At 71.6% G+C, this 13984-nt stretch carries 13 protein-coding genes and 1 pseudogene; 5 read left to right on the top strand and 9 right to left on the bottom strand.

What is annotated here, in order from left to right; translation table 11 throughout:
- A pseudogene (locus G6R25_RS14455) lies at positions 1 to 365 on the bottom strand (hypothetical protein); the annotation flags it as partial.
- 205 nt (positions 366 to 570) lie between these two features.
- Positions 571 to 1929 (bottom strand): M20/M25/M40 family metallo-hydrolase, encoded by a 1359-nt coding sequence (locus tag G6R25_RS14450; protein ID WP_235826161.1) that lies wholly within the window; start codon positions 1927 to 1929, stop codon positions 571 to 573.
- 174 nt (positions 1930 to 2103) lie between these two features.
- On the opposite strand from G6R25_RS14450, the gene G6R25_RS14445 reads away from it, so the two are divergent.
- Positions 2104 to 2481: a hypothetical protein gene (locus G6R25_RS14445; RefSeq protein ID WP_235948462.1), complete on the top strand. Its 378-nt coding sequence runs from the start codon at positions 2104 to 2106 to the stop codon at positions 2479 to 2481.
- Between the two features lie 262 nt (positions 2482 to 2743).
- On the opposite strand, the gene G6R25_RS14440 is transcribed toward G6R25_RS14445, so the two are convergent.
- Both G6R25_RS14440 and G6R25_RS14435 read right to left on the bottom strand, forming a co-directional pair.
- Positions 2744 to 3184 (bottom strand): hypothetical protein, encoded by a 441-nt coding sequence (locus tag G6R25_RS14440; protein WP_161983005.1) that lies wholly within the window; start codon positions 3182 to 3184, stop codon positions 2744 to 2746.
- Positions 3185 to 3256: 72 nt separating this feature from the next.
- On the bottom strand, positions 3257 to 3865 hold the full coding sequence (locus tag G6R25_RS14435; protein WP_235948459.1) for a methyltransferase domain-containing protein: 609 nt from the start codon (positions 3863 to 3865) through the stop codon (positions 3257 to 3259).
- 292 nt (positions 3866 to 4157) lie between these two features.
- Between G6R25_RS14435 and G6R25_RS14430 the strand changes: the two genes are divergently transcribed.
- Both G6R25_RS14430 and G6R25_RS14425 read left to right on the top strand, forming a co-directional pair.
- The gene (locus G6R25_RS14430) at positions 4158 to 5297 is read left to right on the top strand and encodes an enoyl-CoA hydratase/isomerase family protein (RefSeq protein ID WP_235948456.1); all 1140 of its coding nucleotides are present in this window, start codon (positions 4158 to 4160) and stop codon (positions 5295 to 5297) included.
- 108 nt (positions 5298 to 5405) lie between these two features.
- On the top strand, positions 5406 to 6227 hold the full coding sequence (locus G6R25_RS14425; protein WP_163553377.1) for an alpha/beta fold hydrolase: 822 nt from the start codon (positions 5406 to 5408) through the stop codon (positions 6225 to 6227).
- A gap of 112 nt (positions 6228 to 6339) precedes the next feature.
- On the opposite strand, the gene G6R25_RS14420 is transcribed toward G6R25_RS14425, so the two are convergent.
- The 5 genes from G6R25_RS14420 to def form a co-directional block, all read right to left on the bottom strand.
- Entirely contained in the window at positions 6340 to 7194 is an 855-nt protein-coding gene (locus G6R25_RS14420) for a nucleotidyltransferase domain-containing protein (protein WP_163553376.1), read from the bottom strand.
- A gap of 21 nt (positions 7195 to 7215) precedes the next feature.
- A complete protein-coding gene (cobF, locus tag G6R25_RS14415) occupies positions 7216 to 8052 on the bottom strand; it encodes a precorrin-6A synthase (deacetylating) (protein ID WP_163553375.1) in 837 nt (278 codons plus the stop codon).
- A gap of 328 nt (positions 8053 to 8380) precedes the next feature.
- Complete coding sequence (locus tag G6R25_RS14410; RefSeq protein ID WP_235948454.1) at positions 8381 to 10171, bottom strand: FAD-binding oxidoreductase; 1791 nt, start codon at positions 10169 to 10171, stop codon at positions 8381 to 8383.
- Between the two features lie 112 nt (positions 10172 to 10283).
- A complete protein-coding gene (locus G6R25_RS14405) occupies positions 10284 to 11246 on the bottom strand; it encodes an LLM class F420-dependent oxidoreductase (protein ID WP_235948452.1) in 963 nt (320 codons plus the stop codon).
- Between the two features lie 161 nt (positions 11247 to 11407).
- Positions 11408 to 11986 carry a peptide deformylase gene (gene def / locus G6R25_RS14400; RefSeq protein ID WP_136448018.1) on the bottom strand — a complete coding sequence of 193 codons (579 nt, stop codon included), beginning with the start codon at positions 11984 to 11986 and terminating at the stop codon, positions 11408 to 11410.
- Between the two features lie 290 nt (positions 11987 to 12276).
- Here def and G6R25_RS14395 point away from each other — a divergent pair, with 290 nt between their 5' ends.
- Together G6R25_RS14395 and tsaD are read left to right on the top strand one after the other, a co-directional pair.
- Positions 12277 to 12822 carry a Fur family transcriptional regulator gene (locus tag G6R25_RS14395; RefSeq protein WP_136448019.1) on the top strand — a complete coding sequence of 182 codons (546 nt, stop codon included), beginning with the start codon at positions 12277 to 12279 and terminating at the stop codon, positions 12820 to 12822.
- Between the two features lie 124 nt (positions 12823 to 12946).
- Positions 12947 to 13984 (top strand): tRNA (adenosine(37)-N6)-threonylcarbamoyltransferase complex transferase subunit TsaD (gene tsaD, locus G6R25_RS14390; protein ID WP_163553373.1); only part of this gene is annotated, 1038 nt, incomplete at its 3' end.

Here is a 13984-nt window from a genome sequence, read left to right as displayed (position 1 = left end):
TTGCCGTTGCCCGTCTTGCTGTTGCCGGTGCTGGGGTTGGTGTGTTCGCCGGTGCGACTGTCGGTGTGGGGGTCGTCGCCGCCGGGAGAGGTATCGACGGTGGTGAGTGTTTCGCGTAGGCGGGCGGCGAGTTTGACGAGCTGGTGGGGGTCGAACGTGCGGGCATAGCCCACTCGACGAACAGCAGACCCCGGATCCGCCGCGACCCGACCGGCCAGCCGGCACACCCCCTCGAGCAGCCCCTCCAGCTCCCCGTCCGACAGCTGCCACGCGTCTGCGGCCAGCAGCCCCTCGACCTGCCCGGAGATCACCGCCAGCCGCGCCGGCGGACCCGGATCGCCCCCGACGTCCTCATCGAAACCCATGAGTCAACGGTAGAACAACCCACACCGGATGTCGAACATATGTTCGTACGCTGTGGGCGGAGACGACACGGGAACCAACCCGCACCCCGGCGTCCCGCGCCCCGCAGCCCCAGCCGAACAAGCCGGATGCGATGGAGGCGGCCGCCGGGCCTGGTCGTGGCCCAACAGACCACAGACCACGGGCCCGCTCAGCGGGCCGGCGGGATCAGCAGGCGCGCAGGAAACGGTCGAGGACGCGGACACCGAAGCGCAGGGATTCGACCGGCACCCGCTCGTCCACACCGTGGAACATTCCGGAGAAGTCCAGGTCCGCGGGCAGCAGCAGCGGGGAGAAGCCGAAGCAGCGGATCCCCAGCCTGGAGAACGACTTGGCGTCCGTCCCGCCGGAGAGCATGTAGGGAACCGCCCGGGCAATCGGGTCCTCCGCGCGCAGCGAGGCGCCCATCGCCTCCACCAGCGCCCCGTCGAAACCGGTCTCGACCGCGTCGTCGTGGACGACCCACTCCCGCCGGATGTCCGGCCCGAGGATCTCGTCAAGCTGGCGGATGAACTCCTCTTCCTGGCCCGGCAGGTAGCGGCCGTCGACGTAGGCGGTGGCCTCGCCCGGGATGACGTTGACCTTCTCGCCGGCCTGCAACTGGGTGGGGTTGACGGTGTTGCGCAGCGTCGCGCCGATCATCCGGGCGACCGGGCCGAGCTTGCTGACCGTGGCCTGCAGGTCGTCGAGGTCGAACTCGATGCCGAGCGCCTCCCCCAGCTCGTTGAGGAACACCCGCACCGTCGGCGTGAGCACCAGCGGGAACTCGTGGCGGCCCAGGCGCGCCACCGCCTCGCACAGCGCCGTGACCGCATTGTCGTCGCTGATCATCGACCCGTGCCCGGCCCGGCCGGACGCGGTCAGCTTCATCCACCCGAGCCCCTTCTCGGCCGTCTCGATGAGGTAGAGCCGCAGGTCGTCGGAGACGGTGTAGGAGAAGCCGCCGACCTCGCCGATCGCCTCGGTGCAGTCGGCGAACAGGTCGGGATGGTGCTCGACCAGCCAGCGGGCGCCGAGCACGCCGCCGGCCTCCTCGTCGGCGAGGAAGGCGACGACGAGATCACGCGGGGGACGGCGGCCGGAGCGGGCGAGGTCGCGCACGACCGCGAGGGTCATCGCGTCCATGTCCTTCATGTCGACGGCGCCGCGCCCCCACAGGCAGCCGTCGACCTCCTCACCGGAGAACGGCGCGACCCGCCACTGGCTGGCGTCGGCGGGCACCACGTCGAGGTGGCCGTGGATGAGCAGCGGCGCGCGGGACGGGTCGGTGCCCTCGATCCGGGCGATGACGCTGGTGCGCCCCGGCTCCGACTCCAGGATCGTCGGTTCGATGCCCACCTCGGCGAGCTTCGCGGCGACGTACTCGGCGATCGGGCGCTCGTGGCCGTCGCCGTTGCCGCGGTTGACCGACTGGAAGCGGAGCAGATCCCGACAGAGCTCGACCACCTCGCCCTCGGCGTCCGGTGCGCTCACCGGCAGCCGGATGCCACCGGTCGGGTCTGGGGACGAAGACGGCGTGCTAGGCATGCCTCCAGTCTGCTCCGCCCGGGATGCGAATGCCGCCCGCGGACCGTAGCGTGAAACCCGGCTGTAACCGACCAGCAGCAATACGTCGCCGCGTCCCCGACCGAGGTGGCCCCACGGTGATCGCCCGAGGCGTGATCCGCGGCGGCGGCCGCGATCCGCCCTGTGGGAGGTCCCGTGACCATCTACCCGTGCCCGCGCTCCGACCTGGCCTGCACCGAACGCTTTCCCAGCACCGGCGACCTCGACTACCACCTCCACGTGACCCACGGCTACCGGAGCATCTGGCGGATCGCCTCGAGCCTGCGCCCGGAGCACCGAATGCCGGTCGGCCCCCGCCCGGCCCGCCACGTCCCCGACGGCCTGGTCGAGGGCCAGGGCACCCTCACCCTGAGCGAACGGGCGTCCACACTGCAGCTCGAGCGCGCGCCGGACACCGGCATCCGGACAGACGGCGGCCCGGCCGATGCCGGCGCACTGACTGGCATCCGTCCATCGGCCACGGTCGCCGCCGGTCATCGCCGACGACGACGGCACGTCCGCATCTCCCACTGACCCGCCATCGGCCGCAGGCCCGCCCCCTGCGCCACGGCGCCAACCAGACCCGGACCGCCGAGGGGCCGGGCACCGGGGCGCCGCCGGGCAGACCGACTGCCACGTGGGCCGTAGTACGGACGCCACGCCGATGCCGCGACGCATTCTGGTGATGTACGCCGGGCAGGCGATGGAACATGGCCCCGCCGAGCCTGATCAACGTCCCGCCAGGCTGCCCGTTTCACCCCCGCTGTACCTACCGCGAGCTCGCCGGCCCCGACGATCATGGTGTTCCGCGGCGGCGGGCGCCGACCGCGGCCGATTGCGGTGCATTCTGCACGGTCTGGGCCCGCGAACCGTGCGTTTCGTACCGCACAACGTCCCCGACCCCGACCTTGGTGATCATGATGTCCGCAAAACCGCAACAAGCGTCCGGGCGGTCGGGTTTGGCTGCCCGCAGCGAATACATGAGTGGTACCCGCTGATGTCCCTCGGGCAGCCGGAAGCCGTCCGGTCCGCGGACCAGCGAATCGAACTGCGCGTACCGGGCGATGTCACGCTCGTGCAGGAACTCGATCCGCAGCCCGGCGCCGGCGATCGCCGAGATCACGCTGCCGAACCGGTGCTCGTACTGCACGGTGGTGTTCTGCCTCGTGGCGGCGAGCCGGTCGGCGTAGCTACCCGTGTCGGTCGAGACGTACGGGCCCTCGTCGAAGCAGCACACGCTCGGCCCAGTGCGCCCGGTTCAGCACCCGCCCGTCCGATTCCGGCTGATCCGCGATCCCTCGCCTGCGCGTCACGGGTGCAGCCTGCGCCAGACGGAGACATGGGCCGGGCCGGGCTGGTCGAGGTGAAGAGTTCGCCATTCCATCCCGCCCACCGCTCGGCGAGTTCCAGGCCGGCGAGTCGGCCCATCAGATCCAGCTCGCTCGGCCAAGCATACCGGATGTCGACCGGATAGGTGCCCACACCACCCGGCCGCAGGGCAGCCGCCGCGTTCGCGAAACAGCGCACCTGCGTGTCCTTGGTCGACCAGCGCGAAGAAGGTGCTGAACACGACATACACCAGCCCGAACGGTCCGCCTGGGGCGTCGACATCGGCGAAGTCGCCGACCACGACCTCGACCCCGGACCCGCCTGGTTTGTCCCGCAGCCGGGCGACCATTCGAGGGGAGGCGTCGATTCCGACGACGGCTGTCCCACAGGCCGCGAGCGGCAGCGCGAGGCGCCCCGTTCCGACGCCGAGTTCCAGCGCGGGCCCTGCGCCGACCCGCGTCCGGAGAAAGTCGACCGCCACGGCCACCTCGGGCTGTCGGGCCGGCGCGGCATACCACTCGTCATACACGTCGGCGATGTGCTCGCCGTAGGCCGCCGGGTCGAGGCCGGTGCCGCCGAGAGGAGCCATGGCTGTCAGGTTGGCACGCCACCGTGACTCTTCGCATCCCATTTATGGTGGCAGCGACGATCATTCGATCGCCGCCGGAACCTGGGCCGCAGCGTCACATGACCATGGTCGGATTCGGCGGCTGCCGGGGCCATCCCTACCGCGTGCGGCCTCGGGCCGGCAGGATGAACGGCAATCACCGACGTTCCCCGACTTGCTGATATCCCCCCGACGCGCCGGTGCTCCCCGACCGATGTTCAGCGACCCGATGTTCAGCGACCCGACATTCCTCGACCCGAAGGATGGCGAATCCATGTCCCCGCACGCGGCCGATGTCCCATACCGCACCGGTTCGGCGCCCGAGACGGCGCCGGAGCCGGAGGTGCTGGTACGGCGGGAGGGCCGCGACGGGCGGCTCGGGCGGCTCACCCTCAACCGGCCGCGGGCCATCAACGCGCTGACCTCGGCCATGGTCGGCCTGCTCGACGCGGCGCTGCGGGACTGGGCGGACGACCCGACGGTGACCGCGGTGGTCATCGACGGCGCCGGCGAGCGCGGGCTGTGCGCCGGCGGGGACATCCGGGCGATCCGCGAGGCGGTGCTCGCCGGGACGCCCGAGCGGGCGCTGGCGTTCTGGGCCGACGAGTACCGGCTCAACGCCCGCATCGGCCGTTTCCCCAAGCCCTACATCGCGATCATGGATGGGATCGTGATGGGCGGCGGCATCGGCGTCTCCGCGCACGGCGGGGTCCGCATCGTCACCGAGCGGTCGGTGCTGAGCATGCCCGAGGTCGGCATCGGCTTCATCCCCGACGTCGGCGGCACGTGGCTGCTGTCCCACGCCCCCGGAGAGCTCGGGACGCACCTCGCGCTCACCGCTGCCCGCATCGGCGCCGCCGACGCGATCACCGCCGGCCTCGCCGACCACTACCTGCCCGCCGACCGCATCCCCGACCTGCTCGACACGCTGCGCCGCGCCGCCGACCCGGCCGCCGCGCTCGCCGCGTTCGACTTCACCGCCCACGCCCCGCCGCCCGGCCGTCTCACCGCCGACCGAGCCTGGATCGACGAGCTCTACCGCGGTGACAAAGTCACCGAGATCGTCACGGCGCTCGCGGCGAGCCCCGTGCCGGCGGCGGGTGCCGATGCGGCGGAGATCGGCAGCAAGTGCCCGACGTCGCTGGCCGTCACACTGCGCGCGCTGCGGGCCGCCCGGTCGATGACGAGCCTGGAAGCCGCACTCGACCAGGAATACCGGCTGGCGCGGACGACCCTCGCGACGGGAGACCTCGTCGCGGGCATCCGCGCGGCCGTCGTCGACAAGGACCGTAACCCCCGCTGGTCACCGGCCCGCCTCGACGAGGTCGACCCGGCCGAGGTCGACCGCTTCTTCGCCCCCGCCGACCCCGACCTCGGCCTCGCCGCCGCCCTGACCGCCGCGTCCGACCACTGACACCGCGCCTGATTGCCTACGCAGCGCTACCGTCAGCCCGGGGAGCTCGTTCCCGGCCGCCTCGTGGCCGGACGACACGATGGCCCCGTCGACGGAAGGATGATCATCGTGCCCACGATCACCACGAAGGACGGCGCCGGGATCTTCTACAAGGATTGGGGCTCCGGCCAGCCGGTCGTGTTCAGCCACGGTTGGCCGCTGACCGCCGACGTCTGGGACAACCAGCTCCAGCTGGTCGCCGACCACGGGTACCGCGGGATCGCCCACGATCGTCGTGGTGGCGGACGGTCCAGCCAGACCTGGGACGGCAACGACATGGACACCTACGCCGACGACCTCGCCCAGTTGATCGAGACTCTCGAGCTGACCGACGTCGTCCTGGTCGGCCACTCCACCGGAGGGGGCGAGGTGGCCCGCTACCTGGGTCGGCACGGCTCCTCCCGGGTGGCCAAGACCGTGCTGCGGGGCGCGGTGACGCCGCACCTGCTTGCCACCGACAGTGATCCGGGGGGTGCGCCGAAGGCGGTTTTCGACGGCCTGCGCGCCGGACTGACCGCGGACCGGGGGCAGTGCTACCGGGACCTCGGCGAACCGTTCTACGGCAACAACCGCGACGGCGCGAACGTGTCGCGGGGAACCCGGGACGCCTTCTGGCAGATGTGTATGACGGTCGGCGTCAAGGGTGCCTACGACTGCATCGCCGCGTTCTCCGAGACGGACCTGACCGAGGACCTGAAGAAGATCGACATCCCGGTCCTCCTCTCGCACGGCGACGACGACCAGATCGTGCCGATCGCGGTCTCGGCGTCCCGCGCGGTCAAGCTGCTGCCCCACGCCACGCTGAAGGTCCACACCGGCGCTCCGCACGGCCTGACCGGCCGGTTCGAGCAGGACTTCAACCAGGAACTGCTCGACTTCCTCGCCGGCTGAGGCCCCGTCTTGAGCGCCACGACAGATCTGGCCCCTTTCTGTGAGCTGCTGGCCGAGCGCGTTCGGCCGTCGGCGTGGGGGTCACCGCCGGCGGGGTAGGTGTCGATGGTGGTCAGGCTTTCGTTGACCGGTGAGCCGCCGCGCCTCCTGGCGCGCCAACACCGGCGTCGTCCGCGGATCCGGACGCCGCGGACGACGCCGCGAGGCCGTGCATCGACCGCAGCGTCGTGGTCCCGAGTGCGCGCACGGCGGCCACGGCCTCCGTGAGAACGCCGGGTTGGCCGGTCAGGCCGGCGATAATGTCGTCCACGCCACGCATTCCCGCACGGTCCAGCAGCCGCTTCTCGTTGGTGACCCATGCGCCCCTCGCGGCGAGGATCGCGTGTGCGTATTCGCAGGCGGCGACCACCAGCAGGCCCGCGCACTGCACTGCTCGCCCTCGGGGAGCGTGGTTGTGCTCGGCGTAGGAGAGCGTCAGCGCCGCGCGGTCGGCCCAGATCCGGGACGCCGACATCCGCAGCGCCTCGGGATAGCCCGGCGTGGGCAGTGATCCGACCAGCACCCGGTTGATCGCGAGTTCGCCGACGACGAGGTAGCTCGGGATCCCGGCCAGGTGGAACATAAGCGGCTCGATGTGGAACTCCCCCGACTCCGCCCTCGCGAGCTGCTCCGCCACGACGTCGAGGTCGCGGTAGTGAACGTCCACCGGCCGGCCGGCGATGCGCAGCCAGGCACCGCCGTTGAACACCCCGCCGCCCCAGCCGCCGATCTCGGACACCTCGCCCTCGTAGCCCAGGTCCCGCAGGGACTGCGGGTCGAACTCGCCGCGGTAGTAGATCGCAAGGTCCCAGTCGCTGTCCGGTCGGTGGGTCCCCTGCGCCCGCGACCCGCCGAGCGTCACCGCCTCGACCGTCGGCAGACCGGCCAGCGTTCCGGCGACCTCGTCGAGAAAACGAGCATCGTTCATGGCTCCTCGCTTACCGGCGCACTACTCGACAATGTCGGCGTCGGCCGTGGAGGCGGACGGGCCGCGGCCGCCCGAGGCGGGCGGGACCGCGGGTGGGCGGCGGCGCAGCAGGTAGATGTCCATGATCCAGCCCTTGCGGCGGCGGGCGTCGGCGCGGGTGCGGGCGATGGAGCTGCCGACGTCGGCGACCCGGCCGTGCATGAGCATCTCGTCCGGGGTGCCGAGGTAGGCGCCCCAGTAGATGTCGATGTCGGAATCGTCGAGGGTGCGGAAGGTGGCGTCCGCGTCGAGCATGACGACGACGTCGTCGCCCCCGGGCGGGAAGCCGTCGGCGAGGCGGCGGCCGGTGGTGATCTCGACGGGGCCGCCGACGCGGTTGAGCACCAGCCGGTGGCTCGCGGCCAGCGCCTGCACGCTGGTGATCCCGGGGATCACCTGGTAGTCGAACGCCACCCGGCCGCGGGCGGCGACCCGCTCAATGATGCGCAGCGTGCTATCGTAGAGCGACGGGTCGCCCCAGACGAGGAACGCACCGCAGCCGTCCTCGGCCAGCTCATCGACGATCATCCGCTCGTACAGCTCGGCGCGGCGATCATGCCAGTCCTCGACGGCGGCGGCGTAGGCGGTCGCGTCCGCCGGATTGCGGTCCCGGCGCGGGTCGCGCGCCTCGACAATGCGGTAGCCGCCGACGCCGACATGCCGGTCGAGGATCTCCCGGCGCAGCCTGACCAGGTCGTCCTTGGCCGGGCCCTTGTCCAGCACGAAGAACACGTCGGCGCGGCCGAGGGCCTTGACCGCCTGGATCGTGAGCTGTTCCGGGTCCCCGGCCCCGATCCCGACCACCAGGATCGTCCGCATGCCCACCGTCCTTCCCCTGTCCTCAGTCCCTTTCCGGTGTTCGGTGACGGGGGGTGATGCCAGACCGCGCCCGCCTTCACCGCCGGACGGCCCCCCGGCACCGCCACACCACCCCACGAGGAGGCGGTGTGCACGGGAGCGGAGCTACCTGTTCCTTCTGGGGGGACGAATCGGACGCCGAACCCCCCAGAAGGAACAGGCAGGCGCTCTCCCACGCATCCGCCGCCGATACACGAGCCGTCACCCGGTTCGCGACCCGCCTCAGCCACACCGCCAGACGTCACGGAACGTGATAGCAGGATGGGAAGGGGACTTCTGCGGCGCTACCCTAACCGGCTGTGTACTCGCCGTCGGCCGCCGATCCGCCGTCTCCGGTCAGCCCGCCGTCCTTCGCCGAACCACCAGCACCAGCACCAGCACCAGCACCAGCACCAGCACCAGCACCAGCACCAGCACCAGGGATGATCTTCCCGGGGTTGAGGTTGTGGCCGGGATCGATGCCGTCGAACAGCACGGAGAGCAGGTGCACGCCGGCCGGGGAGATGTCGTCACCCAGCCAGGAGGCGTGCTCGAGGCCGACCGCGTGGTGATGCGACAGGGTGCCCGCGAGGTCGAGGAAGCCCTGCTGGATCGCGGACTTCACCGTGTCATAACCCTCGATCGCCGCGAGGGTGGCCGGGGATTCATAGGCGAAGGTGAAGTACAGGCAGGCGCCGGAGTGGTACGAGTGCGACAGGTGGCACATGATCCAGCCGTCGACGCCGATCTCGGCGAACGCCTTGTTGGCCCGGGCCACCACGCCCCGATACAGCGGGGCAAGCTGGGACCAGGACGCCGACGTCTCCGACACGTCCGCCACCGCACCCTGGCCGAGCAGGAAGTCGCGGATGTAGGGGGTGTCGAACTTCTTCTGGTCATAGAGCTGCCCGGGGCCGGTGCCGACGCAGATGCCACCGTGGCGCCCGACGATCTCGCCGACAATCTTGCGCTGCGCCTTGACGTGCGCGGGCGTCCCCTCGAAGCCGATGAACGACAGGCACATCTGGTCCAGGTCGTAGTTGCGGACCCGGCGCAGATACTGCTTCAGCCCGGCGGAGACCAGCCCCGTGGCGAGCGAACCCTTCTTGCGGGTGGCGAAGGAGAACCGGGTCTCGTTCGCGTCGGATACCCGGGTGACGGTCGGGCTGGCCTCGCTCTCGGCGATCTGACGCAGGGCGACGAGGGCATCGTCCCAGGTGGGGAAGAAGTAGCCGAGGATGACCCGCTCCTCGGCCACCCGGTGCACCTGCACCGTCGCCTCGGTGATGATGCCGAGCCGGCCCTCGCTGCCGAGGATCATCTCCCGCGCGCTCGGCCCGGTCGACTGGCTGGGCACGGGCCGGGTCGCGAGGATGCCCGCGGGGGTGACGACGCGCACCGCCCGGGTGATCTCGGCGATGTCGCCGTACTTGTCGGACTGCATACCCGACGAGCGGGTGGCGATCCACCCGCCCAGGGTGGAGTGGGAAAAGCTGTCCGGGAAGTGGCCCAGCGTCCAGCCCTGGGCGTTGAGCTGCTCCTCGAGGTGCGGGCCGAGCGCCCCGGCCTGGATGCGGGCGAGCCGGGCGTCGGCGTCGATCTCGAGGACGCGGTCGAGGCGGCCCAGGTCCACCGACAGCACCGGCCGGGTCTCGTCGCGCGGCGCCTCCAGGCTGCCGGAGATGTTGGTGCCGCCGCCGAACGGGATGACCACGGCGTCGGCGTCGAGCGCGGCGGCTAGCACGGCCCGCACCGCCTGTTCGCCGTCCGGGTAGACGACGGCGTCGGGCAGCCGGCCGAGGTCGGCGTTGCGGATCCGGACCAGGTCACGCAGGCTCTTGCCGTAGGCGTGCACCACCCGGTCGTGGGCGTCGGTGTGGACGTGCTCCGCGCCGACGGCGGCGACGAGCGCGGCGCGCAGCGGCTCCGGCAGCGTCGGCGCGGGAATCGCCAGGTCCGCGAAGGCCTGCGGCTGTGCGGGCGGCCGGGTGATGTCGAGACCGATGTGCGTGCGCACGAACGGCGCCAGGTCGGGCTTGTCGCCGTGGCTGAAGGAAACACTCTCCCGGCCCCAACCCCACCACTTCATGTGCTCGACCAACGCTGGCTCCTCGACGACGACGGGCGTTCGGATGGATTCGGGATACAACGATGCAACAGGCGGCGGCGGACGGCGGGACAGGAACGGCGACGGGCGGTGGTCGCCAGGCGGGTCAGGTACCCGCGAGTCGCGCGACGACGGGTGCCAGCGCGGTGAGCGAGTCGAGGGCGACGCCGATGGTGCTGATCCCGAACCGCTCCCGACGTTCGACGAGGTCGTCGACGATCTGGTCGACCGAGCCGCACAGCGCGTGCGGGGCGGCGTAGGCCTGCTCCGTGGTGAGCCCGAAGCCGGCGGCGAGCTGCTCGACGATCTCGTGGCGGCTGTCGGTGACGATCGCCAGGTGGATGCGCACCTGCAGGGTAAGATCGTCCCACCGGGCGCCAGCGGCCTCACGGATCCAGCCGATCTTCTCGTCGGTGGCGGCCGTCGTCGCGTTCGGGCCGAGGGAGGCGTCGATGACCCCGCCGACCATGTTCATGTTCAGCCCAATGATGTCGGCCTCCCGTGCGGCCAGCGACAGCAGCCGCCGCCCGCCACCGCCGATGACGATCGGCGGATGGGGGCGCTGCACCGGCTTCGGCGTGCCGCTGAGCCCGGCCACCTGGTAATGCGTGCCATGGTAGGTCAACGGGCCGTCGGCGAACATGCCCTTGATGACGTCGAGGGACTCGGCGAGGCGGCTGATCCGCACCCCCGGCGGGTCCAGCGGCAGGCCGGCGCGCTCGTAGTCCGAGGTCATCCAGCCGGCGCCGAGGCCGAGCTCGAACCGGCCGCCGGACAGTGCGTCGAGGGTGGCCGCCTCCTTCGCGAGCACGACCGGATGCCGGTAGTCGTTACTGAACACCATCGCGCCGATGCGCAACGTGGTCGTGGCATCCGCCGCGGCCATCAGCGCCGCGATCGGGGCGACCTGCTCGTCGAGATGGTCGGAGACGGTCAGCGTCGCGTACCCCAGGTCCTCGACCTGCCGGGCGAGGTCCGCCCACGACCGGGCGTCGACCTGCTCGGGCGAGGAACACTGGATGTTGAACCGGAACGGCCGCTTATACGGCCCGCCGGAGAACACCGTCACCGCGGCCACTCCCCACTTCCTCGACGCACCGGCATTCTCCCGTCCGGCGTTCCCCCGGACGATGCTCTCCCGGACGGCGTTCTTACGATTCTGGCGGGCGGGAGGATGCCAAGATAACCCGCCTCCCATCCGGTGTGCCGCCATCACCCGATCCCCCCGCGTCACTGGTCCGCGCGGCGCAGGGCGCGTAGTTCCTCGCCGGCCGCGCGCACCTGCTCCGGGCTCGGCGGAGGCTCTCGCAACGCCTGCACGGCTGCCTTGCGGTCCTCGCCGGTCAGCCGGTCGAGATACAGGATGCCGTCGAGGTGGTCGACCTCGTGCTGGAAACAGCGGGCCAGCAGACCCTCGCCGGCGTACTCCACGGCCGCACCTGTGACATCCACCCCGCGCACGCTCGCCCGCAGTGCCCGCGTCGTCGGGAAGTGCCGGCCCGGTACCGACAGGCAGCCCTCCAGGCCGTGCTGGTGCTCGCCATCATCGACCCGTTCCAGCACCGGGTTCACCACCACGCGGGGCACGCGGGGCACCTCGACGTCGCGCGGGTCGTAGTCGACGTCGAAGACGAACACCCGCAGGCCGACGCCCACCTGCGGGGCAGCCAACCCCACACCGGGCGCGTCGTACATGGTGTCGATCATGTCGTCGACCAGCCGCGCCAATGCGGCGTCGAACGTCGTCACGAGCGCCGTCGGAGTGCGCAGCACGGGGTCGCCGACGGTACGGATGGGGAGCACGGCCATGGCGGACACTGTGTCATAAGGCAGCCCACCGCCGAGAGCCCGCCGCCAAGCGCCGGTCACCCGCCCACAACAATCCGCACGCCGAACATGGTCCGGCGCGTCATGAGATTTTCGTCCGTCGGATTCGCGGTCCGAAACTCCCAAACCTGATCATGTCGGCCGTGGTCGCGGACCCTGCCCACCGGGGACCCACCGGGGACCCACCGCCAGTCGGGATGATCGGTACAGCCGACGGGGCCATCGCCCGGGAGCGCCACCGGCCGGCCGATCGTTGTCCGGAGGTGGACGTCATGCAGGACAGCCGGCCCGCCGACGCCGCCGCGCCGGATGCCGGCGTCGAGGCGGATACCAGCGCCGCGCCGGATACCAGCGCCGGCCGGCGGGATCTCGCCGCGGCCGGGGTCGCCGAACTGCGGGTGCTCGGGGAACGGGTCACCCCGGCGCGCCGGGCAGTGCTGCGGGTGCTCGCCGAGACCAGCGAGCACCTCTGCGTCGACGACGTCCTCGCCCGCGCCGATGTGATCGTCCCGGGGCTGCACCGCACCACCGTCTACCGGGCGGTGGAGACCCTCGGCGATCTCGGCCTGGTCACCCACGTGCATCCCGACCACGGGCCCGCCGTCTACCACCTCGACCCGTCCCTGACCGGCAGCAGCCACCTGCACGTGCGCTGTCGGCGCTGCGGGGAGATCAGCGACGTGCCGGCCGACCTGCTCGACGGCGTCGCCGATCGGCTCGCTCGCCAGATCGGGTTCCGGCTCCAGCCCGATCACGCCGCGCTCACCGGCCTGTGCCGGGCCTGCGCCGCCGCCGATCCCGCGGACGACCCTCGCTGACCTGGGCTGACGTGCGAACTCGGGGCCGGCGTAGTCTCCACACAAGGAGACAATTTCCTGCCCTGCGCGGGGATGGTGCTGGTAGGGACGGTGGCGGTCCGCCGTCCGAGGGAGGCTACGAACGATGCCGGTGCAGCCCAGCCCGGTGGTGATGGGCATCGAGACGTCCTGCGACGAGACCGGGGTCGCGCTCGTCCGCGACGGCGTCCTGCTCGGCGAGGCGCTGTCGACGAGCATGGACCAGCACGCCCGCTACGGCGGCGTGGTGCCAGAGATCGCGGCGCGGGCACACGTGCAGGCGGTGGTCCCGTGCGTGCGCGCGGCGTTGTCGGCGGCGGGGCTGACCGCCGCCGACATCGGCGCCGTCGCCGTCACCGCAGGTCCCGGCCTCGCCACCGCGCTGCACGTCGGGGTGTCCGCGGCGAAAGCGTATGCCACCGCACTCGACGTGCCGCTCTACGGGGTCCACCACCTCGCCGGCCATCTCGCCGCGGACCTCGTCGACGGCGAGCCGCTACCCGACCCGGTCATCGCGCTGATCGTCTCCGGCGGGCACACGTCGCTGCTGCGCGTCGGCGACCTGGCCCGCGACCCGATCATCCATCTCGGCGACACCCTCGACGACGCCGCCGGCGAATGCTTCGACAAGGTCGCCCGGGTCCTCGGCCTGCCCTACCCGGGCGGGCCGGCGGTCGACCGCGAGGCGGTCGGCAACGATCCGACGGCGCTGGCGTTCCCGCGCCCGCTCACCGGCCGCACCGACTCGCCGTACATGTTCTCCTTCTCCGGGCTGAAGACGGCCGTCGCTCGCTGGGTGGAGGCCCACCCCGACTCCACCGTCCCTGCCGGCGACGTGATCGCCTCGTTCCAGGAGGCCGTGGTCGACGTGCTCACCGCCAAGGCGATCCGCGCCTGCCGCGACCATGAGATCGGTGACCTGCTCATCGTCGGCGGGGTCGCGGCGAACAGCCGGCTGCGGGCCTTGGCAGCGCAGCGGTGCGACGCGGCCGGTATCCGGCTGCGGATCCCCGCCCGCAAGCGCTGCACCGACAACGGGGTGATGATCGCCGCGCTCGGCGACCTGCTGGTCCGCTCGGGCGCCGCGCCGTCCCGACCGGACCTCGCGGCGATGCCCGGCGCCTTCCTCGACCATGCCCAGCTC

The sequence above is a fragment of the Candidatus Frankia alpina genome (assembly GCF_902806485.1).
Lineage (GTDB): Bacteria > Actinomycetota > Actinomycetes > Frankiales > Frankiaceae > Frankia > Frankia alpina.
The sequence above is the reverse complement of the archived record's forward strand: the minus strand, read 5'-3'. Positions and strand labels throughout refer to the sequence as shown.